Here is a 23,050-nt window from a genome sequence, read left to right as displayed (position 1 = left end):
ATTCTTCAAAAATTACACCAAAAAACGTTTATGCCAGCTTTGGTTTGCAGAAACTTCCCATTGATTTTCAAATTCTTCTTTGGTATTAACCATATTGTTAAACACAACGGTGTCTTGCGTTATTTTATGCTCTTTGGCATATTTTTTAAAATCATTCATTCTTACAACATTGATATGATCTCCGTCTTTAAAAGAAATATTCATTTTATCCATCATATCTACGCGCAATGCTTTTTCTAATTCTTGCACAAAACGTACAGATGCATCGATGGAACACCCGGAAACATCGTTGAATCCTTCATCTACTGCCAATACTAAAAACTGATTGTATTTGATCAGAAAAGATCCTTTTAGATCTGATCCGTGCTTGGTCCACTGCTCTATAAACTGTTGAGCATTTTCTGATATAAATGATATTTCTTCTTGTGTAAACTCTCTATCGGATTGATATACCCAAACTCTAGAATTTTCGGGTAAGTTATTGTATTCTACAAACATAATCTTACGCTAATTTTAATTTGATAAAGTTACGGAAATTGCAGAAACAAAAGTACTTACTCTTGAAATCCATTTCCCTATGTAACACTTTTTGTTACTTCGAAAGAATTGTCAATTAAAAGTACTTAAACAGTTATCTCAAATTGAACTTTTGCTGTAGAGCTTTCAGCTTTTCTTCATCCGTCATGGTATTCTTAGGTGCTGATATTCGCTCTTTGATCTCTCTTAATACTTTCTTGGTGTACAATGGGAAATCTGCATTCTGAATCCAGGCATTGTACCCCGGATTTTCTTTCAATACTTCTTCAACAGTTCTTCCTTTGTATTTCCCAAAAGAGAAAATTTCCTGATCTTGATCATTAAACAAAATGAATCCGGCAAAATCTGCTCTCTTCGTATGAGAGGAGTACTCACTTAAGGCATCTACTGAGTTCTCTATATCATCATATTTATCTAACTGAGCTTTTAATATCTCATAAGTCGCATTTGTATCCGCTTCAGCTGAGTGTGCATCCTCTAGATCTTTACCACAATAAAATTTGTACCCGGCACTTAATGTTCTTTGCTCTTTTTTATGGAATATTACTTGAACATCAATTGCTTTTCTGGTATTCATATCAAAGTCAATTCCCGCTCTTAACAATTCCTCAGCCAATAAAGGAATATCAAAACGATTGGAATTGAATCCGGCCAAATCTGAATCTGCAATCATAGTATTCACTGTATGTGCTAATTCTTTAAAGGTAGGCTCTGTAACTACTTTTTCATTGGTAATTCCGTGAACTGCTGTAGCTTCTGCCGGTATTTCAATCTCAGGGTTTACCAACCAGGTCTTACTCTCTTGAGTTCCGTTTGGAAAAATCTTTAAAATTGATATCTCTACAATCCTGTCTGTTCCTATGTTTACACCTGTGGTTTCTAAATCAAAAAAGACTAGGGGTTTTGTTAATTTCAATTCCATAAATTCGTTTCTTAAGTAACAATAAAAGTAAGAAAAATGAAGTCAAGATTGGGCATATTTCAAGGATAATTATAGTTACCTTATTTTCTATGGTTTGGCACTTCTTTTGATATGATCTAGCCATCAATCCTAACAAAAAATTCTTGAAAAAAATTACTCTTTTGGTTATCGCCTTATCTTTTATATGGGCTTGCCAACCTTTGAATCCTCATTTGATCAAAAACGATTTTAAATGGAAACGTAAAAAGTTTAAAACTCCTACTCCACTATATCTGAAGTACGATCCTGTATATATTAAACAAATAGATACGCTTCCACATTTCTTAGGCGATTATGCTAAAAACGATCGAAAATTAAATGCTTTACACGATGTACTTGTTAAAAAATTAAAGGCCCGTAATTTTGTGATTGACACAAATAGCAATCTAACACTTAGTATTGACACAATTTTTCTAAGTGAGAAAAGCTCTTTTGATGCTTTTTATGACGCTAACAATGAATATTTGGGAGATGAAGAGACTACGGAAGTAGATCTCAAAATTGTAGGTACTTTACAAAACTCTTCTTCCAAACATACTGTTTTTAACATCTATCACTTCATATCTGAGCCCAAGCAAAGTTTTTTGTTTCCTAGTTTCATTACCCAATCAAACTCTTGGACAGACATGAAAATTGTTTGGGGAAACCTTATGAACAAGTTCAGTTATCACGTCTACAGAACTAAGAAAAAAAAGATGGAATAGCACTATACTTCCTATCAATATTTTCTTCTAAGTTATCGAATTTTCCAATTGCAATGAGTAGCTTCTTATGTATTGATTGCTGACTTTTACTGAATGAATAATAAAGTTATCATCAAAGGAAGCTCCAACAGAAACGGAAATACACAAAAAGTAATAGAATACCTTAATAAGAACAATGATTTTGACGTGATCGATCTATTGGACAAAAAGATCGGTCAGTTTGATTATGATTTCAAAAATCATGCTGATGATTTTCTTCCAATGATGGAAAAAGTAACAGCACAATACGACATTATCATCTTTGCAACTCCTGTTTATTGGTATAGTATGAGTGGAATTATGAAAGCTTTCTTTGATAGACTTTCTGACTTACTCCATTACAGAAAAGAATTAGGAAGAACATTACGTGGTAAAAGCATGGCAATGATCAGCAATTCAGGAATGAACGATCGTAAAGAAGGATATGATATGCCATTTAGAGAAAGTGCAAATTATTTAGGTATGGCCTATTTAGGAGATGTTCATGCTTGGTTTGATGGATCGGAAATTGACGCTGATGCTAAGAAAATAATTGATACTTTTAGGAATCAAATCGATACACATTGACAGCACAAGAAATCATTGAAAAATTAGAACTTCAAGAACATCCTGAAGGTGGTTATTTTAAAGAAACGTACAGAAGCACAGGAGAAATTCCTACTACTGTATTAGGAGAAAAATATCAAGGCAATAGAAATTATTCGACTTGCATTTATTTTTTGTTGACTTCAGAAAAATTTTCTGCTTTTCATAAGATCAACCAAGATGAGATATGGCATTTCTACAAAGGTACTCCACTTAAACTGCACATCATCTCTAAAGAAGGTGAATATTCTTACCATATGATTGGAAATGATCTTCAAAACGGAGAAGTGCCTCAGTATGTTGTGAATGGCGGTGATTGGTTTGCTGCTGAAGTTATAGATGCCAATGCTTACTCATTGGTAGGGTGTACGGTAGCTCCCGGATTTGATTTTGCCGATTTTGTATTGCCTGAAAGAAAAGAGTTAACCGAGTTATTTCCTCAGTATAAAAAGATCATTTCTAAACTAACTCACCATTAAAAAAATATATGATTCAATTCGAAGAATTATTTTTAGAATTCATCATTCTCTTAGCACCTACATTTTTAGCCTTTGTAGGAGCTTATAATTATATGAGAGTGAAAAAGAATGGAATCAGTAAACTGATAACTTTTGGAGCGCTCCTCATTTTACTTACATGGTTAGAATTATTTGTCTTTGAACCTCTTTTTGTAAGAGTTCATTTTCCCTACGAAAGTACTTTCTTTCAATATATGACCATGACTATAGGAGCTGTAGGTTATATTTCCTTTTTTGTAGGGATTTTCCTTATGACACGAAAATTGACTAAAAAAGAAAAGGAAAGAACAACACAAGAGAATATTAATACTATAGATGATATTGGTAAATAAAAAAAACCGAGCATAACCTCGGTTTTCCGTCTGTCTAACTAAATGAGTGTTCTTCATCACTCTTGACTAGACACGAACATCATACCTTATCTTGTGAAAGTCATTCACATAGTTTAAAACTTTCGTCTGAACTGAGATTTATTTCTTCTCATATAGCTCTGTAATTTGCCCCCCAAACAGTGACTATGAAACTTCTAAAATCTTAAGCTAGTTTATAAGGTTAGTGTTCTCTGTATCCAAAAGTAATTTTCATCGTTTTTTTTGAAAAGCGCATAAATATGGTTTTCTAAAAACAGGCAAAAATACGTAAACACAACAATGTCAGTATTTTGAATTAAAATTAATATAGAGTAAATTTATATTTAAATAAAAAATATAGATAAAAATTATTCAGATATTGTTGTAAATTTGAAGGAAGTAATTAAAAAAATTATCAAAAATGCAAGATCACACAAACCCACATGCTTCTCATCATTCGAATGGTGAAGGCAAATGTCCATTTATGAGTGGAGAACTTAGCAAAGGTGCCGGAGGCGGAACTTCCAATCGTGACTGGTGGCCTAATGAATTGAAATTAAATATTTTGCGTCAGAATGCTCCAAAATCAAATCCTATGGGTGATGATTTTGATTATGCCAAAGCATTTAACAGTATAAATTATGATGAGTTAAAACAAGATGTCATTGATCTAATGACAGATTCTCAAGATTGGTGGCCTGCAGATTATGGACACTACGGTCCTTTTATGATACGCATGGCCTGGCATAGTGCCGGTACATATAGAGTTGGCGACGGACGTGGTGGTGCCGGTACAGGTACACACCGTTTTGCTCCATTAAATAGTTGGCCCGACAATGGAAATTTAGACAAAGCTCGTTTGCTTTTGTGGCCGGTAAAGAAAAAATATGGAAACAAAATTTCTTGGGCCGATCTAATGATCTTGGCAGGGAACTGTGCATTGGAATCTATGGGTTTCAAAACATTTGGCTTTGCCGGTGGACGCGAAGATGTTTGGGAACCTGAGCAAGATATTGATTGGGGATCAGAAACCAATTGGTTAGATAACGAAGATCGTTATGATACGAGCGATAAAAACTTAGCCGGACATTTAGGGGCTGTACATATGGGATTAATCTATGTAAATCCTGAAGGGCCAAACGGAAACCCGGATCCTTTAAAATCTGCACACGACATTCGGTTGACTTTTGGTAGAATGGCAATGGATGATGAAGAAACTGTAGCCTTGGTTGCCGGAGGGCATACATTTGGTAAGGCTCATGGTGCTGCAGATCCTGATAAATATGTTGGTGTTGAACCTCACGGTGCTCCTATAGAACAAATGAGTATGGGATGGAAAAACACCTATCAATCAGGAGTGTTAGATGATGCTATTACCAGTGGATTAGAAGGTGCATGGACTCCCAACCCTACTCGATGGGATGACGAGTATTTTGATGTGCTATTAAATTATGACTGGGAATTGACAAAAAGTCCTGCAGGCGCACACCAATGGACTCCTACAGAAGCATCAAAAGCAAGAAGAGCTCCAAAAGCAGGAAACTCTAATGAAACACAAGCGTTGATGATGTCTACAGCTGACATGGCTTTGAAGATAGATCCAAAATACTTAGAAATTTCAAAACGTTTTCATGAAGATCATGATGCTTTTGCTGATGCTTTTGCCAGAGCTTGGTTTAAGTTAACGCACAGAGATATGGGACCTATTCATCGTTATTTAGGACCTGAGGCTCCTCAAGAAGAGATGATTTGGCAAGATCCTATTCCGGCAGTAAATTATACCCTAAGTGATTCTGATATTGATACATTAAAGAAAAGCATCGCTGCTTCAGGATTATCTGTTTCACAGTTAGTTTCTACTGCATGGGCATCTGCTTCTACATTTAGAGGTTCAGATATGAGAGGTGGTGCTAATGGAGCACGAATTCGCTTAGAGCCTCAAAGAAGCTGGGATGTAAACAACCCTACCGAATTGAATAAGGTATTAGCTGTATATGAAGGCATTCAAAATGATTTTAACGGAGAGATTTCTATTGCTGATTTGATTGTTTTAGGAGGAAATGTTGGAGTTGAGCAAGCTGCTAAAAATGCAGGTCATAATGTAAATGTTCCTTTTACACAAGGACGTGGTGATGCTTCTCAAGAAAAGACAGATATAGAATCTTTTAGCTATTTAACACCATTGGCTGATGGATTCAGAAATTATATCAATCCAAAAGTAAAAGTTGCTGCAGAAGATTTATTAGTAGACAGAGCTAACTTATTGACGCTTTCTATTCCGGAAATGACGGCATTAGTTGGAGGTTTAAGAGTTCTTGGAACCAACTACGACGGATCAAATCATGGAGTGTTTACAGACAATGTAGGAAGTTTGAGCAATGATTTCTTTGTGAATGTTCTTGATCTTGGAACTACATGGAGTGCAACCTCTTCTGATCAAAGTCTTTTTGAAGGACGTGATCGTAAAACAGGAGTGGTAAAATATACCGGAACACGTGCCGATCTTATTTTTGGATCTAATACAGAATTAAGAGCGGTTTGCGAAGTATATGGAGCCAACGATGGAGAAGAAAGATTTGTCAATGACTTTGTTGCTGCATGGGCAAAAGTTATGAATCTTGACCGTTTTGATCTTGCATAATTTTATATACTATCAAACAAAAAGACCGAGCAATGCTCGGTCTTTTTTTATAGCGATAAGCCAACTCTTAGTGAGCAGCTAAGTATTCTGCAGTTTCTTTTGCGTTTGGTGCCATTGCAGCTTCACCTTCTCTCCAGTTTGCAGGGCAAACCTCTCCGTGAGATTGAACGTGAGAATATGCATCGATCAAACGTAAATACTCTTCAATATTTCTTCCTACAGGCATGTGGTTGATTCCTTCGTGGAAAACAGTTCCTTCCTCATCAATTAAGTAAGTAGCTCTGTAAGTAACGTTGTCTCCTTCTACTTGAACAGTATCAGTATCTTCGTCATATCTTTCTCCAGTGATATCTAAAATACCTAAAATACTTGATAAGTTTCTGTTACTATCTGCAATGATTGGGTATGTAACACCTTCGATTCCACCATTGTTCTTAGAAGTACTTAACCAAGCAAAATGAACTTCAGGAGTATCACAAGAAGCACCGATAACAATCGTATTTCTTTTTTCGAACTCAGCTAAAGCTGCTTGAAAAGCGTGCAATTCAGTTGGACATACGAAAGTAAAATCTTTCGGGTACCAGAATAACAATACTTTTTTTCCATTTTTTGCTGCCTCTTCCAATACGTTGATCTTAAGAGTACTTCCCATTTTATCCATTGCATCAACAGTGATGTTTGGGAATTTTTTACCTACTACTGTAGCCATTTTTTATTACTTTTTTTTTTAAAGAATTAATAATTCGTTTTAATTTTTCAAGAGGCAAAAGTATCTATTTTAAAAATGATTTAAAAAAGAAAAGTTGATGCATTTATTTATGTGTGCATCAACTTTATCTATATTGTTATTTTTTCTGTAAAAAAGAGCTACTTGCTTGCAAATAATTTTACATCATCTTCTGAAACTTCTTGCTCTCCCAAAATGATCAATCTCTCTACTACATTGCGTAATTCTCTGATATTTCCTGTCCAATCATACGATTGCAACAACTTAACCGCTCCTTTTGAGAATCCTTTTTGAATGGTTCCTTGCTCAGCAGCTATTTTATTGGTAAAGAAATCTATAAGTAATGGAATATCTTCTCTTCGATCATTCAATGCAGGAACTTTGATCAAGATTACTGCTAATCTGTGGTATAAATCTTCTCTAAACCTTCCTTCAGCAATCTCTTTCTTTAAATCTTTGTTTGTTGCAGCTACAACACGAACATTTACTTTAATGTCTTTGTCGCTTCCTACACGTTGAATTCTGTTCTCTTGCAAGGCTCTTAATACTTTTGCCTGAGCAGACAAACTCATATCTCCGATCTCATCTAAGAAAATTGTTCCTCCATTGGCAGCTTCAAACTTTCCTGCACGATCTTTATTAGCTCCTGTAAAACTTCCTTTTACATGCCCAAACAATTCGCTTTCGATCAACTCAGAAGGAATGGCTGCACAGTTTACTTCGATCATCGGTAGTTTTGAACGCTCTGATTTTTCATGCAACCAGTGAGCCACTAATTCTTTTCCTGTTCCATTAGGTCCTGTGATCAAAACTCGTGCGTCTGTTCCGGCAACTTTTTCGATCATATCTTTGATGTGAGTAATGGCTTTACTCTCACCTACCATTTCGTAATTCTTGCTTACTTTTTTCTTTAATCGCTTATTTTCTACCACTAATACTTTTCTATCCAAAGCATTTCGTACAGTATTTAACAGGCGATTTAAATCCGGTGGTTTTGAGATATAATCAAAAGCTCCTAAGCGCATCGTATTTACAGCAGTATCTAGGTCTCCGTGTCCTGAGATCATCACAAAAGGAATCTCCGGCTTGATCTTTTTGGCTTTTTCTAAAACCTCAACACCATCCATCTTTGGCATTTTAATATCACACAATACCAAATCGTAGTCCTTGTCTTTGATCATTTCTATTCCAGACAAACCGTCTTCGGCTTCTTCAACCTGATAGCTATCGCTTTCTTCAGAAATAATTTTCTTTAACACTCTGCGGATTGCAGCTTCGTCTTCTATAATTAATATTTTACTCATTTCTTTTAGACCTTTAGACATCTAGAAAAAAGATAAAAGATACTATAATGATTTCATAAAACCAGATATCATTTTTTGTAATTCTTCTGTCTGTTTTTCTATACTTTCTAATTTTTCTTCATTTAAATATCCTTTATAATTTGACAACATAATTTGAGTCTGTAATTCAAATAATGATCCCATGGATATCTCTAAATATCTTTTAAATTCTTTTTCTGAACTTCTACTTGATCCTTCTGCTATATTAGAAGGAACTGATACAGCAGAACGATTCATTTGTGATGTTAAAGAATACAACTCTGACTTTGGAAACTTATCAGTAATTCTAAATATTCCCTTGCAAAGTTCCATTGCTTTATGCCATATCTTTAACTTTTTAAAGTTGTGTTTAATCATTTCTTACCTAGCAATTATTTTGTAGAAAGATAAAACACTTTTTTAAATATTGATTTTTTCTATCTTCAAGTCTTTCTTCTAAAAGTCTTGCATCAAAAAAATTACCCTTTATATTTTAACCACTTATAGAGGTCTTTGTAGGTTGGCTTTTTACCATACATCAAAATTCCTACTCGGTAAATCTTGGCTGCAAACCATACCATGAACACAAAGGTAATCAATAACAATGCCATAGAAATAGCGATCTCATACCATGGTACTCCAAAAGGAACCCTCATAAGCATAACAATAGGAGATGTTAACGGAATGATTGAGAAAATCGTAGAAATAGGTCCATGAGGATCATTAATTACTGTTGCAAAACCTACATACACACCCAAGATCAACGGTAACATAATTGGCAACATAAATTGCTGTGTATCTGTTTCGTTGTCTACCGCTGCTCCTACAGCAGCAAATACAGAACTGTATAAGAAATAGCCTCCTAAGAAATAGAAAATGAACAGCACAAACATCAAAAAGATTGGCAGCTTTTGCAACTCTCTAAATAATTGCTCTTCTCCACTCACCGATTGTTTTATCGCTTCTAATTGTTCTGCATTTATTTGAGAAGAATTTGCCTCTACCAAATCTACTCCAAATACTGAAGATGCTACAGTTCCTAAAACCAAAATAATAATTCCCCAGATCAAAAACTGCAACAAACCTGCTGAAGCATTTCCTATGATCTTTCCTAACATCAACTGGAAAGGTTTTACCGAAGAAACAATCACCTCGATGATTCTACTTGTCTTTTCTTCAATAACACTTCTCATTACTGATGTTCCGTAAATAATTACAAACATCATTAATAGATACCCTGAAATGGCACCCGTTCCAATTTTGATCCAACTACTCATTTTAGAGGATTTTTCTCCTGAATAATTGTTCAGTTTTATATTGGTCTTGAATTCTGATGATTTTAAATCATTCAGATCAATTCCTAGTTTGTTCAATTTATTCTTTCGAAGCCTACTTTCTATCTTTCTCTCCAATGACTCAATAGTAGTCATACTAGGCGAAGAACCTGAGTAGAACTCAATAGACGAAGCCAAAAGTTCTAAACTATCTTGTTTAGGTATATAGAGCATTCCATAGAACTTCCCTTCTTCTACTTTCTTTTTAGCTTCTTCAAAAGACATACTGGAATAATCCTCGTACTTCACTGTCTTTCGATCTTTAAAATCGTCTTTAGAAAATACTCCTGAATGATCTACGTAGACAATATTCTTTACCTTCTCATCATTCTTCTTACTTAAAAAGAAAACCAAGAAACCAATTCCCACCATCAATAGTGGACTCAAAAACGTCATTACGATGAACGATTTATTACGAACCTTCGCGACAAATTCTCTCTGTATGATAATTCCTAATTTGCTCATCTCTTAACTGTTTTTGTTTACGGCTTGAATAAATATGTCGTTCGCATCCGGTACCAATTCTACGAAATGCTGTACTTCTCCCTGACTTGTTAAGTAAGAAAGTAGATCGTTGGCAGAACTTCCGTTTTGAAGTTTTACATTCAACCTCAATCCTTCGTTCAACAATTTAAAGTCTGCTTCAGAAACTTTAAAATTCTCTCTTAATTTAGCTTCAACCTCACTTGGATGATCAGTCTCTAACCCAACTTGGAAGGTATTGGTACGAAATTGTCTTTTAATGTCGTCCAGTTTTCCTTGAAGAATTAAATTGGATTTATCGATCAATCCGATATAGTCACATAACTCCTCTACAGATTCCATTCTGTGTGTTGAAAAAATGATCGTGGCTCCTTCATCTCTTAGTTGTAAGATTTCGCGAGCGATCAATTGAGCGTTGATAGGGTCGAAACCTGAAAAAGGCTCATCAAAGATCAACAACTTTGGGCGGTGCATTACTGTAACAATAAACTGTACTTTTTGCGCCATTCCTTTAGACAATTCTTGAATCTTCTTGTTCCACCAAGTATACACATCAAATTTCTCGAACCAGTACTTTAAGCGTTCTTTGGCTTCTTTTTTATTCAACCCTTTTAATTGAGCTAAATACATTGCCTGTTCTCCTACCTTCATGCTCTTGTAGAGTCCACGCTCTTCAGGTAAGTAACCAATATGCTCTACATGTTTTGGTTGTAATTCTTCTCCGTCTAAGAAAACCGAACCACTATCCGGCATCGTAATTTGGTTGATGATTCGTATCAAAGAGGTCTTTCCTGCTCCATTCGGTCCTAATAAACCAAAGACACTTCCTTTGGGAACTTGTATAGATACATCATTCAATGCAGTATAGTCCCCATAGGTTTTCACCACATTGTTAATTTCTAATAAATTCGACATAATATGTTTGAATGATTATTGTTGATCGAGTGCCACAAACTTACTCATTTTACTATCATTAGTAACTTGATTTTCTCTTTTGTTACAAGAATTTTTACTATGCATGCATAATTTTTTACTATTTACTATGCATGCATAACAAATTTTTATATCTTTGAGGCAATGGATAAAAATAAATCGATAGATCATCAATTAAGAGCAACTTGGCAAGCCGTTGCAAAACTCTATAATGAGCAAGCTGCTAAGCACGATAGTACAATGGCTACCGCCTTTGTTTTGCTTAACATTGATTACGACAAAGGAACGCCTTCTACTGCTCTAGGACCTTCTATGGGAATGGAGCCTACCAGTCTTTCCAGAATTTTAAAGACAATGGAAGAAAAAGGAGCCATCGTTCGTGAGAAGAATCCCAATGACGGAAGAAGTGTAATCATCAAACTGACTGATTACGGTAAAGAGATGAGAGAGATCTCAAAAGGTCATGTTATTGGCTTTAACAATAAGATTAGAGAACATGTTACAGAACAAGAACTCGATGCTTTCTTCAAAGTAACATCAACCATAAATAAACTCATAGCTGATAAAGTGATCTATCAAGAAGAAAAAAAGATCAACAAAAAAGCTGTTTAAATTAATACAAACAAATGACTAGAAGAATTAAAAAAGTTGCCATTATCGGTTCCGGAATCATGGGGAGCGGTATTGCTTGTCACTTTGCTAATATTGGCGTTGAAGTTCTTTTGTTGGACATTGTCCCTAGAGAATTGAATGATAAAGAAAAAGCAAAAGGGTTGACTTTAGAAGACAAAGTAGTTCGTAACAGACTTGTAAACGATGCTTTGACTGCTTCATTAAAATCAAAGCCCTCTCCTATTTACAACCAGAAGTTTGCTGATAGGATTACCACAGGAAATATAGAAGATGATCTTCACAAGATCAAAGATGTAGATTGGGTAATGGAAGTTGTGGTAGAGAGATTGGATATCAAACAACAAGTTTTCGAACAAGTTGAAAAGTATAGAACTCCGGGAACTATTATTTCTTCAAATACTTCCGGAATTCCTATCAAATTTATGAATGAAGGAAGAAGTGAAGATTTCCAAAAACACTTTGCAGTTACTCACTTCTTTAACCCGCCAAGATATTTACGATTATTTGAAGTAGTTCCGGGACCTCAGTGTAAGCAAGAGGTTACAGATTTCTTAATGATGTATGGAGAGAAATTTTTAGGAAAAACATCAGTTTTAGCCAAAGACACTCCTGCATTTATCGGGAACAGAATTGGAATCTTCGGAATTCAGAGCTTATTCCACCAAGTAAAGGAATTGGGCTTAACTATTGAAGAAGTAGATAAGCTTACAGGACCTGTGATTGGTAGACCAAAATCTGCAACCTTCAGAACTGTGGATGTTGTTGGTTTAGATACTTTGGTGCATGTTGCCAACGGATTGTATGAAAACTGTCCGAATGACGAAGCTCACGAATTGTTCAAATTACCGGACTTCATTGAAACCATGATGAAAAACAAGTGGTTAGGAAGCAAAACCGGACAAGGTTTCTATAAAAAGACTGTAAACGCAGAAGGAAAGAAAGAAATCCTTTCGTTAGACCTCAATACGATGGAGTATCGCTCTAAGCAAAGAGCAAAATTTGCAACATTAGAGTTAACTAAGACCATCGATAAACCTATCGATCGTTTCAAAGTGTTGGTAGGAGGAAAAGATAAAGCCGGAGAATTCTACAGAAAGAATTTTGCAGCCATGTTTGCCTATGTTCAAAATCGTATTCCTGAAATTTCTGATGAATTGTATAGAATTGATGATGCAATGAAAGCTGGATTTGGTTGGGAAAATGGTCCTTTTGAAATTTGGGATGCTATCGGTGTTGAAAAGGGAATCGAATTGATGAGAGCAGAAGGAAAAGAACCTGCTGCTTGGGTAACTGAAATGGTAAGCAACGGAGAAACTTCATTCTACACTGTAAAAGATGGAGCGACCTATTATTACGATGTTCCGGCGAAAAAACAAACGAAAAAACCAGGGCAAGATGCCTTTATCATATTAGACAATATCAGAGAATCTAAACAAGTATTTAAAAATTCTGGTGTTGTTGTAGAAGACTTAGGAGATGGAATTTTAAATGTAGAATTCCAATCCAAAATGAACACAATAGGGGGAGATGTGTTAGCCGGATTAAATAAGGCTATAGACATGGCAGAAAAAGATTACCAAGGACTTGTCGTTGGTAATCAAGCTGCCAATTTCTCTGTTGGAGCCAATATTGGAATGATCTTTATGATGGCTGTAGAGCAAGAGTATGATGAGTTAAACATGGCTATCAAATATTTCCAAGATACCATGATGCGTATGCGCTACTCTTCTATTCCAACCATTTCTGCACCACATGGAATGACTTTAGGTGGAGGATGCGAATTATCTATGCATGCCGATAAAGTTGTTGCAGCCGCAGAAACTTACATCGGATTGGTAGAGTTTGGTGTTGGAGTAATCCCAGGTGGTGGTGGGTCTAAAGAATTTGCTCTAAGAGCTGCAGATTCTTTTAAGAAAGGTGATGTTGAGTTAAACGTACTGCAAGAGTATTTCTTAACTATTGGAATGGCCAAAGTAGCAACTTCTGCTTACGAGGCTTTTGATCTGGGTATTTTACAAAAAGGTAAAGATGTTGTGGTAGTTAACAAAGATCGTCAGATCGCTGAAGCTAAAAAACATGCTTTAATGCTTGCTGAAGCTGGTTATACACAACCACCAAGAAGAAAAGATATCAAAGTATTAGGAAAACAAGCTTTAGGAATGTTCTTAGTAGGAACAGATTCTATGGAAGCTGCTCATTACATTTCTGAACACGATAAGAAAATTGCAAATAAGTTGGCCTATGTAATGGCAGGAGGAGATTTATCAGAGCCTACCAGAGTTACAGAACAGTATCTACTGGATATAGAACGTGAAGCATTCTTGAGTTTATGTACAGAACGTAAAACTCTAGAACGTATTCAGCACATGTTAAAAACTGGTAAACCATTAAGAAACTAAGAAAATGAAAACAGCATATATAGTAAAAGGATACAGAACAGCCGTTGGAAAAGCTCCAAGAGGTTTGTTCCGATTCAAAAGAACAGATGAGCTAGCAGCAGAAACGATTCAATACATGATGAAAGAGCTACCTCAACTAGATACATCTCGTATAGATGATGTAATTGTGGGAAATGCAATGCCAGAAGGATCACAAGGTCTTAATATGGCTCGATTGATCTCTTTAATGGGATTAGACACTGTAGATGTACCGGGTGTAACCGTAAACAGATTTTGTTCTTCTGGATTAGAAACCATCGCCATGGCTGCTGCAAAAATTCAAGCCGGAATGGCAGATTGTATCATTGCCGGAGGTGCAGAAAGTATGAGTGCAGTACCTATGACAGGTTATAAGACTGAATTAAACTACGATTTGGTAAACTCAGGGCATGAAGATTATTATTGGGGAATGGGAAATACAGCCGAAGCTGTTGCCAATCAATTTAAAGTATCTAGAGAAGATCAAGATGAATTTGCTTTCAACTCACATATGAAAGCTTTAAAAGCACAGGCAGAAAATCGGTTTAAAAATCAGATTGCTCCTATTACCGTAAACCAAACCTATTTAGATGAGAACGGTAAAAAGGCTACCAAGAGTTATACAGTAACAGTAGATGAAGGTCCAAGAAAAGGAACTAATAAAGAGGCATTAGCTAAGTTGCGTCCAGTATTTGCTGCCGGAGGAAGTGTTACTGCCGGAAACTCATCTCAAATGAGTGATGGTGCAGCATTTGTTATGGTGATGAGTGAAGAAATGGTGAAAGAGTTAAATCTTGAACCTATTGCTCGAATGGTAAGTTATGCTGCAGCCGGTGTAGAACCAAGAATTATGGGTATTGGGCCTGTTGCTGCTATTCCAAAGGCATTGAAACAAGCAGGACTACAACAAAACGCTGTTGAATTGATCGAGTTAAACGAAGCCTTTGCTTCTCAGTCATTAGCTGTGATAAGAGAGTTAGGGTTAAACCCAGACATTATCAATGTTAATGGTGGAGCCATTGCACTTGGTCATCCACTTGGATGTACCGGAGCAAAATTATCAGTACAGCTTTTTGATGAAATGCGCCAGCGTTCTATGCAAAATAAATATGGTATGGTAACCATGTGTGTAGGAACGGGTCAAGGTGCAGCGGGTATTTTCGAATTCCTTAATTAAGAAGACTATTTAGAAAAAAGAAATAAGATTAAAAATATGGAGACTATAAATAAAGACATTTTGCGTGGGGGGCAATTTTTAGTAAAAGAAACCAGTTGTGAGGATATCTTCACTCCTGAAGATTTTACTGAGGAGCAACAAATGATGAAGGAAGCGGTAAAAGAATTTAACGATCGTGAGATCATTCCGCATAAAGAGAGATTTGAGAAAAAAGATTATGCTCTTACAGAAGAAGTGATGAAAAAAGCCGGAGAACTTGGTTTCTTAGGTGTTGCTGTTCCTGAAGAATATGGAGGATTAGGAATGGGGTTTGTTTCTACCATGTTGGTTTGCGAATATATTTCTAGTGGAACAGGTTCTTTTAGTACTGCTTTTGGAGCTCATACCGGAATTGGAACTATGCCTATTACTCTGTATGGAAATGAAGAGCAAAAGAAGAAATATGTGCCTAAACTAGCTACCGGCGAGTGGATGGGAGCTTATTGTTTGACAGAGCCAACTGCCGGTTCTGATGCAAACTCAGGAAAAACTACTGCTGAGCTAACAGAAGACGGGAAAGCTTACAAGATCAACGGACAAAAAATGTGGATCTCTAATGCCGGTTTTTGTGATGTAATGATTGTTTTTGCTCGTATTGAAGATGATAAAAATATTACAGGGTTTATTGTTGAAAACGATCCTAGTAACGGAATAACCATGGGAGAAGAAGAGCATAAATTAGGAATTCGTGCTTCTTCTACACGCCAGGTTTTCTTTAACGATACAGTAGTGCCTGTAGAAAACATGTTATCTGTAAGAGGTGGTGGTTTTAAGATTGCAATGAACGCTTTAAATGTAGGGCGTATCAAACTAGCCGCTGCTTGTATAGATTCTCAAAGACGTGTTTTAGATCATTCCGTTCAATATGCTAATGAGCGTAAGCAGTTTAAAACTCCATTATCTGATTTTGGTGCTATCAAGTCTAAGTTGGCAGAAATGGCAACCAATGCTTATGCCGGAGAATCGGCTAGCTATAGAGCAGCAAAAAATATTGAAGACCGAATTGCCATTCGAATTGCCGATGGTAATACACATCAAGAAGCAGAGTTAAAAGGTGTTGAAGAATATGCCATTGAGTGTTCTATTTTAAAAGTAGCGGTTTCTGAAGATGTACAGAATTGTACAGACGAAGGAATCCAAGTATTTGGAGGAATGGGATTCTCTGAAGAAACGCCTATGGAAGCTGCATGGAGAGATGCTCGTATTGCAAGAATATACGAAGGAACCAATGAGATCAACAGAATGTTGTCTGTTGGAATGTTGGTTAAGAAAGCAATGAAAGGACATGTAGATTTACTAAATCCTGCTATGGCTGTTGCTGATGAATTGATGGGAATTCCTTCTTTTGATGTTCCTGATTATTCTGAGTTATTCTCTGAAGAGAAAGAAATGATCAAGAAATTGAAAAAAGTATTCTTAATGGTAGCCGGATCTGCTGTACAAAAATTTGGTCCTGATTTAGAACAACATCAGCAATTATTAATGGCTGCTGCAGATATTCTGATCGAGATCTATATGGCTGAATCTACCATCTTAAGAACAGAGAAAAATGCCAAGCGTTTTGGTGAAGAAGCGCAAGAAGGTCAGATCGCAATGGCAAAATTATACCTATATAATGCCGTAGAGATCATCACTAGAAAAGGAAGAGAGGGAATTATTTCTTTTGCTGAAGGTGATGAACAACGCATGATGTTAATGGGATTAAAACGTTTTACAAAATATGCAAACTACCCGAATGTAGTAGCTTTAAGAAACACGATCGCTGAGAAAGTGAAAGCTGAAAACGGGTATTGTTTCTAAAAATTTTCTTCAACTTAATAGGTTTTAGAATTTAGTTGTTTGTTTAAAACCGTTCCGAAAAGGAACGGTTTTTTTTATGAAAACTTTTTTGAGTTTGTATTAAGATAATATGTAATTTTAATGCAACGTTATGAAGACCAAACTGTTCAAAACATCATTTGCCTTTTTCTTCCTGCTACTTTTTGCAGGTAGCAAAGCTTATGGTTATCACGCATTCTTTCACGATCATGATACTATGATTATAGAATGTGAAGTGTGTGACAAAGCTTTACTTGATCAGTTTTCTCCTCTAGATTTCTCAGATCATCATGTTGATATTACAGAAATTCAAAAAGATTTTCGAGATTCTATCATTAATGGTTACGTATCTGAGTTCTATCCAAAGCAACAATTTTCTGTGCTTTTTGGGCGTCCGCCACCTATCAATAACTAGTGGCTTTACCCATTCCATTTTATCAATAGCTGTATATACAATTCAATGATTAATCAATGAACTACCGGGTTCTATGAATCAATGTATGGTATTCATTATAGCAGCATGCACACTATAGCAACCTTTAATAAGAAAGGTGATAAATGGAGTTTAATTGCAATCACACCTTATACAGACATTTTTACCGCATAAAAACCAAAAGACGGCTTGTATTTAAACTACTTTTTTCAAGCTTTCTAGGTTTTTATTATTTGAATAGTTGATTTGGACCGCTCCGTAAGGGGCGGTTTTTTTATTAGATATAGAACTGTATCTTTGAGTTCAAAATATCTATAATGAAAACACGAATTCTTTTAGCATCTGCCCTACTTTCTTTTTGTTTCTATTCATGCTCTCAAACTGAGAAAGTAAGTTTTAATGAAACTCAATTATTAAATGACCTAAAAGAATTGTCTAGTGACGCTTATGAAGGTAGAGGGTTTTCCAAGCCTGGAAACTACAAAGCGCAGGAATTTATTGCAAAACGATTTAAAGAACTAGGATTAGAACCTTATGAAGGTTCCGGATACATTCAAAAGTTTGAGCATACATTTTCTGGAAGATGGAGACAGCGTATGTTCCCTGTAAAAAATGCCGAAAAGGATTTATCTAATGTTCCAGACACAACCGTTGTTGGTGGTAATGTTGTTGGAATGATCAAAGGAAAAACAGACAAATCTATTGTTATTACTGGGCATTTAGATCATTTAGGAATTCGCAATGGAAAGATTTACAACGGTGCCGATGACGACGCCTCTGGAACAGCTGCACTTTTTGCTATTGCTGAATATTTTAAGAACAATGCGCCTAAGCACAATTTGATCTTAGTGGCTGTAGATGCAGAAGAGATTGGTTCTCATGGTGCAGAATATTTTGCAGCAAACTATAAAAACGCCAAAGAGAACATTGTTTTGAATGTTAATATGGATATGATTGCTCATAATGATTCTCTTCGATTATACGCTTCTGGTTTATACCATTATCCACAATTGAAAACACAACTTGTAGATATTAAGTCGCCAATTACACTTCTTTTTGGTCATGATGATCCTAATAATAAAGAATTGGATGATTGGACCTATGCTTCTGATCACAGAATCTTTCACAAACGTAAAATTCCGTTCATCTACTTTGGTGTAGAAGATCACAAAGATTATCACAAAGACACTGATACTTTTGAAAACATCAATCAAGAGTTTTATGTGGATGCTGTAAAACTGATCATTCAGGCTATAGAGAATTATGATCAATCACTGTAACAACTTTTTTGTTCGTTAGTCATTTAGGAAACAATTTATCGCGATGAAATTAAATCCCTCTATCAAGTACCACTCGATTATTGGAATATCTTTAGGTGCTTGGAGTTTTCTTTTTTCTATTCTAACAAGACCATTTGAACATGGAGAAATGGATTTTTCAAGATGGATGGAAGTGAGTGTTGGTTTTAGCTTGATCGCATTCTTATCTTATGTAATTGTTAGCTGGTTTCAAAAAATCGTTTTTCAAAAGTTAACAAAGTGGAGTATCCTTTTTGAAATAGGTGTTTACCTCTTTTTCTATACTATTTATACACTAGCTACCTATTATTACTACAGAAGCCCAATTATTACTGGGTTTTATGATTTTCAAGAGTTCTTTACAAAGATCATTTTGAATATCGTTGTTATATTCACACCCTTAATTGTTATTGCCAGATACTATACTTTAAAGCTAATTCCTAAAGAAGTTGAAGAAATTACGATCAAAGGAGAAAACAAACTGGACATTTTAAAAATTAAAAAAGACGAGTTGATCTGTATTTCCAATTCACAGAATTATGTAGAGATCTTCTTTCTGGAAAATGATGTATTGAGAACCAAATTAATTCGCAGTTCCTTGAAGAAAATTCAACACGAATTTGACTTCTTAATTCAAGTTCACCGATCTCATTTGATTAACCCTTCGCATTTTAAATCTTGGAAAGATTCAACAACAATTTTGTTAACCCAAGTAGAGCTTCCTGTTTCAAAAAATTACAAAAACCGACTTTTAGCTCTTTAATTTTCATACCTAAAAAGGCATATTTTATACCTAACCATTTTAAATTCACCTAAAAAGCGTTTGCTTATACCTAACTGGTCAAATCTTTTTCTCAGTGATTTTTCGGCTTCTATTTTGGCCCTGTCTAATCAAAACAAATCACATGAAAAAAGTTGTAAAAATTATCCTTTGGATCTTATTCGGAAGCCTTAGTATCTTCTTTAGTTTCCATCCAGTTAAATATTTTTTAGCTGATAAGCCTATCCTATTACTCTTATCAAAACCGGTTACATTGTTATCAAGCAATTTCTATATGATCTGCTTTTATCTGCATATTGTTTTTGGTGGAATTGCCTTGCTAATCGGTTGGATACAATTCAGTGAAAAGTTCAGAAGAAAGTACATGAATATCCATCGACTTATTGGTAAAATTTATATCACATCAGTTTTAATTAGTGGAATTCCCGGTTTTTATATTGCACTTCATGCTACGGGAGGTTTATCACCAAAACTAGGATTTGGTATTGGTGCCATTTTATGGGTAGTTCTTGCTGTTCTTGGGTATACTACGATTAGGAAAGGAAATGTTGCTGCTCATAAAAAATACATGATGTACAACTATGCAGGAACCTTTGGTGCTGTTACATTACGTCTTTGGTTACCTCTTCTTATCATGGTTTTTGGAGGGTTTATTGCTGCTTACCAAATTGTTGCTTGGTTGAGCTGGGTTCCTAATATGATTGTTGTTTATTTTATACTCAAAACAAAAGAAGAACGTAAAACTATTTACAAGAAATTCTATATGAAGCAAATAGCTACGGGGCTTGGCACATTGTTTTTGATTGGGTTCTTGGTTTCTTATTCAAGTCCACAGACCTGGTTTTATAAAAGTCCTTCTTTTGAAGGAACACCTTTAGCTAAGATAAGTCCTGCCTCTTCAAGCAGTTTTACACAAGAAAAGCTTCATGAAATTGAAAAGTACCTGAAAGAAGAGTCGGAAACAACCAGCATGATGGTCTTAGAAAACGGTAAAATTGTTTTTGAATATGGAGATGTTTCAGAAATCAGCTATACTGCTTCTGTAAGGAAAAGTATTTTGAGCATGCTCTACGGAAAGTATGTAGACAATGGTACTATTGATTTACAGGAAACTATTGGAAGTTTGGGTATGGATGAAGATGACGGATTGTTACCTATTGAAAAACAAGCTACTGTTGAACACCTAATTACAGCAAGATCCGGAGTTTTTCATCAGCCTGCCAATGGAGGTTATGATACTAACAATCTAAAAGAAAGAGGGAGTGTACAACCGGGGGAGTATTTTCTTTATAACAATTGGGATTTTAATGCTGCCGGTTATGTGTTGGAAAAAAAATCCGGAAATAGTGTTTATGAAGAACTGGAGCAACAATTAGCGATTCCTCTTGGGTTTGAGGATTGGCATATCGAGAATCAATCTAGAACTGTTAATAAAGATAAGTCAAGATATTCAGCTTATCATATGCATCTTTCAACAAGAGATATGGCTAAGATTGGGCAGTTAATGTTACAAAAAGGTCAGTGGAACGGAAAACAATTGATTTCAAAAGAGTGGATACAAAAAACAATTTCAACAGTAACTCCAAAAGATACAATGAATGCAAGATATGGACGAGATCCATCGAGTCCTCTTCAGCAATCCTACGGGTATATGTGGTGGCTTTTTGAACGATTTTATGACAACCCTGATTTCGATGGAGCCTATACAGCTGATGGTGCTTTTGGTCATTTTATTACAGTAATTCCCAAACGAAATGTAGTAGTCATTCATAAAACTACACGAGACCTTCTCACCTTATCTGGATTTTCTAATCGTACTAGTACACCTAAATGGCGCTACTGGTGGATTTTAAGAAAATTGATGTTGAATAGAAAAGATATTGCAGAGTTAGCCTCAGAAAAATCAACTGATGAAATCATTGAATTTTTGAAAGAAGAATACAAGAATAAAGATTCAAAGTATGCGATCTCTGAACGTCTGATCAACGAATATGGATTACAATTGGCAGATGAGTCAAAGCATGAAGATGCAATTAAGTTTTATATGTTAAATCTGAAGTTATACCCAAACTATGGTTATTTCACGCATCGCATTTACCACTACTATGGTAATAGCTTATTATCCTTAGGTAAAAAGATTGAAGCTTTAAAAGCTTATAAAAAAGCTTTAGAATACGATCCTGAAAACAGAGAACTTATGATGAAGGTCTCAAAACTAGAAGAAAGCTAAAAGAACGTACCATTCAATCCAAATATCCAAGACTATGAGAAGAGCAGTTCTTTTTTTGCTAGTTCTTATCATTCAATTAAGTTCTGCTTTCTGTTCTCGTTCGCATCTTTCCTATTATGAAAAGTCATCTTTTAAGGTAAAAGCTGATAAGAAGAGTACATATCAAAAGACTGTGGACACCTCTGTACAAAAGAGGAATACTCAAAATTGATTGAAAACTAAAAAAGGCTGCATAATGCAGCCTTTTTTATATAAAGAACTCTGTTAATTATCTTGAGCGTATGATTACATCTCCATTGAAGTTCTTAAATAAGATCTCTGCTCCTCCTCCATTAATAGCTCCTGTGATCCATTTTTCTACTTTTACCTGATAGGTGTTTCCTTTTTTGGATTCTCCAGTAGTGATCTTGGCTTTGGAAGGTTTCGCATTGATATCAAAATCTGTATACACTTCACCTCTATCAGACTTTATCTTGATATCTGCTTTGATCGTTTTTGGAAAAGTAATATCTATATCTCCATTCAAACTGCTAAATGCCATAGGTGTATTTGGAGTTACCTTTACAAAGGTTACTTTGATATCTTTATTTAAAGCATCTGCACTTACAGAACCACTTACGTCTGTTAATGTAATACTTCCATTGGTATTGCTAACATCAATAGCACCGTTTACATTTTCTACAAGAATCTTTCCTTTGTTTATGGTTGAGATCTTTAATGAAAAATTGGTAGGAACCTGAATCTCAAAATCTGTTGTTCCGTGCACTTTACTTCTTACACGTACTGTGTTATCGTACTCTTCTGCACTAAATTCTAATGAACTTACAGAAATTCTCTTCAATCCTTGTTTATCTCCGCCTCCATCTTTACGCCAAGATTTTCCTCCTTCTCTACGAGTTGCTTTTACAATCACTTCTTTTCCTGAATATCCTTTTACTGTGATCGATCCGCTGATGATCCCTATTTTTAAATGTCCGGGCTTAGATGGGTTAGACAAAGGTACTTTTACTGTTTCTTGTGCTGTTAGATTTACTGCTACCAATAACAACACACTTACGATCATTGATTTTATATATTGCATCTTCATGTC

At 35.4% G+C, this 23,050-nt stretch carries 21 protein-coding genes; 13 read left to right on the top strand and 8 right to left on the bottom strand.

Annotated features, from left to right (window positions below):
- Positions 1-12: 12 nt before the first annotated feature.
- Both ACFSRZ_RS12370 and ACFSRZ_RS12365 read right to left on the bottom strand, forming a co-directional pair.
- The gene (locus ACFSRZ_RS12370) at positions 13-498 is read right to left on the bottom strand and encodes an ABC transporter ATPase (protein WP_379666879.1); all 486 of its coding nucleotides are present in this window, start codon (positions 496-498) and stop codon (positions 13-15) included.
- 133 nt (positions 499-631) lie between these two features.
- Entirely contained in the window at positions 632-1,459 is an 828-nt protein-coding gene (locus tag ACFSRZ_RS12365) for an exonuclease domain-containing protein (protein ID WP_379666878.1), read from the bottom strand.
- Between the two features lie 143 nt (positions 1,460-1,602).
- Here ACFSRZ_RS12365 and ACFSRZ_RS12360 point away from each other — a divergent pair, with 143 nt between their 5' ends.
- The 5 genes from ACFSRZ_RS12360 to katG all read left to right on the top strand — a co-directional run bounded on the left by ACFSRZ_RS12360 (position 1,603) and on the right by katG (position 6,335).
- Positions 1,603-2,202, top strand: a complete 600-nt coding sequence (locus ACFSRZ_RS12360; RefSeq protein WP_379666877.1) for a hypothetical protein — start codon at positions 1,603-1,605, stop codon at positions 2,200-2,202.
- Between the two features lie 93 nt (positions 2,203-2,295).
- The gene (locus ACFSRZ_RS12355; protein WP_379666876.1) at positions 2,296-2,808 is read left to right on the top strand and encodes a flavodoxin family protein; all 513 of its coding nucleotides are present in this window, start codon (positions 2,296-2,298) and stop codon (positions 2,806-2,808) included.
- Positions 2,805-3,305, top strand: a complete 501-nt coding sequence (locus ACFSRZ_RS12350; RefSeq protein ID WP_379666875.1) for a cupin domain-containing protein — start codon at positions 2,805-2,807, stop codon at positions 3,303-3,305. Before ACFSRZ_RS12355 ends, ACFSRZ_RS12350 begins: the two co-directional genes overlap by 4 nt.
- Before the next feature lie 8 nt (positions 3,306-3,313).
- The gene (locus tag ACFSRZ_RS12345; RefSeq protein WP_379666874.1) at positions 3,314-3,676 is read left to right on the top strand and encodes a hypothetical protein; all 363 of its coding nucleotides are present in this window, start codon (positions 3,314-3,316) and stop codon (positions 3,674-3,676) included.
- A 439-nt stretch (positions 3,677-4,115) separates the two neighbouring features.
- Entirely contained in the window at positions 4,116-6,335 is a 2,220-nt protein-coding gene (gene katG / locus ACFSRZ_RS12340; RefSeq protein ID WP_379666873.1) for a catalase/peroxidase HPI, read from the top strand.
- A 67-nt stretch (positions 6,336-6,402) separates the two neighbouring features.
- On the opposite strand, the gene ACFSRZ_RS12335 is transcribed toward katG, so the two are convergent.
- From ACFSRZ_RS12335 to ACFSRZ_RS12315, 5 genes are all read right to left on the bottom strand, one after another.
- Positions 6,403-7,044, bottom strand: a complete 642-nt coding sequence (locus ACFSRZ_RS12335) for a peroxiredoxin (protein ID WP_379666872.1) — start codon at positions 7,042-7,044, stop codon at positions 6,403-6,405.
- Between the two features lie 158 nt (positions 7,045-7,202).
- On the bottom strand, positions 7,203-8,366 hold the full coding sequence (locus ACFSRZ_RS12330) for a sigma-54-dependent transcriptional regulator (protein WP_379666871.1): 1,164 nt from the start codon (positions 8,364-8,366) through the stop codon (positions 7,203-7,205).
- A 42-nt stretch (positions 8,367-8,408) separates the two neighbouring features.
- Positions 8,409-8,762, bottom strand: a complete 354-nt coding sequence (locus tag ACFSRZ_RS12325; protein WP_379666870.1) for a four helix bundle protein — start codon at positions 8,760-8,762, stop codon at positions 8,409-8,411.
- A 101-nt stretch (positions 8,763-8,863) separates the two neighbouring features.
- On the bottom strand, positions 8,864-10,183 hold the full coding sequence (locus ACFSRZ_RS12320; RefSeq protein WP_379666869.1) for an ABC transporter permease: 1,320 nt from the start codon (positions 10,181-10,183) through the stop codon (positions 8,864-8,866).
- A 3-nt stretch (positions 10,184-10,186) separates the two neighbouring features.
- Positions 10,187-11,116 carry an ABC transporter ATP-binding protein gene (locus ACFSRZ_RS12315; RefSeq protein ID WP_379666868.1) on the bottom strand — a complete coding sequence of 310 codons (930 nt, stop codon included), beginning with the start codon at positions 11,114-11,116 and terminating at the stop codon, positions 10,187-10,189.
- Between the two features lie 162 nt (positions 11,117-11,278).
- Here ACFSRZ_RS12315 and ACFSRZ_RS12310 point away from each other — a divergent pair, with 162 nt between their 5' ends.
- The 8 genes from ACFSRZ_RS12310 (at position 11,279) to ACFSRZ_RS12275 (ending at position 21,960) form a co-directional block, all read left to right on the top strand.
- Complete coding sequence (locus ACFSRZ_RS12310) at positions 11,279-11,746, top strand: MarR family winged helix-turn-helix transcriptional regulator (protein ID WP_379666867.1); 468 nt, start codon at positions 11,279-11,281, stop codon at positions 11,744-11,746.
- A 14-nt stretch (positions 11,747-11,760) separates the two neighbouring features.
- Positions 11,761-14,166: a 3-hydroxyacyl-CoA dehydrogenase/enoyl-CoA hydratase family protein gene (locus tag ACFSRZ_RS12305; RefSeq protein WP_379666866.1), complete on the top strand. Its 2,406-nt coding sequence runs from the start codon at positions 11,761-11,763 to the stop codon at positions 14,164-14,166.
- Positions 14,167-14,170: 4 nt separating this feature from the next.
- Entirely contained in the window at positions 14,171-15,361 is a 1,191-nt protein-coding gene (locus ACFSRZ_RS12300; RefSeq protein ID WP_379666865.1) for an acetyl-CoA C-acyltransferase, read from the top strand.
- 36 nt (positions 15,362-15,397) lie between these two features.
- Entirely contained in the window at positions 15,398-17,200 is a 1,803-nt protein-coding gene (locus ACFSRZ_RS12295; protein ID WP_379666864.1) for an acyl-CoA dehydrogenase family protein, read from the top strand.
- 130 nt (positions 17,201-17,330) lie between these two features.
- Positions 17,331-17,633, top strand: coding sequence for a hypothetical protein (locus ACFSRZ_RS12290; protein ID WP_379666863.1), 303 nt, complete (start codon positions 17,331-17,333; stop codon positions 17,631-17,633).
- A gap of 335 nt (positions 17,634-17,968) precedes the next feature.
- The gene (locus ACFSRZ_RS12285) at positions 17,969-18,931 is read left to right on the top strand and encodes a M20/M25/M40 family metallo-hydrolase (RefSeq protein WP_379666862.1); all 963 of its coding nucleotides are present in this window, start codon (positions 17,969-17,971) and stop codon (positions 18,929-18,931) included.
- 43 nt (positions 18,932-18,974) lie between these two features.
- Positions 18,975-19,712, top strand: a complete 738-nt coding sequence (locus ACFSRZ_RS12280; protein WP_379666861.1) for a LytTR family transcriptional regulator DNA-binding domain-containing protein — start codon at positions 18,975-18,977, stop codon at positions 19,710-19,712.
- Positions 19,713-19,854: 142 nt separating this feature from the next.
- Positions 19,855-21,960, top strand: a complete 2,106-nt coding sequence (locus ACFSRZ_RS12275; protein WP_379666860.1) for a DUF2306 domain-containing protein — start codon at positions 19,855-19,857, stop codon at positions 21,958-21,960.
- 268 nt (positions 21,961-22,228) lie between these two features.
- Here ACFSRZ_RS12275 and ACFSRZ_RS12270 read toward each other — a convergent pair whose 3' ends face one another.
- Positions 22,229-23,047 carry a DUF4097 family beta strand repeat-containing protein gene (locus ACFSRZ_RS12270; protein WP_379666859.1) on the bottom strand — a complete coding sequence of 273 codons (819 nt, stop codon included), beginning with the start codon at positions 23,045-23,047 and terminating at the stop codon, positions 22,229-22,231.
- Positions 23,048-23,050: the final 3 nt, after the last annotated feature.

Origin of the sequence: Pseudotenacibaculum haliotis, assembly GCF_042684245.1 — a bacterium.
Classification (GTDB): Bacteria; Bacteroidota; Bacteroidia; order Flavobacteriales; family Flavobacteriaceae; genus Polaribacter; species Polaribacter haliotis_A.
Note: the sequence above shows the minus strand (reverse complement) of the source record. Positions and strands in the feature narration are given on the sequence as shown.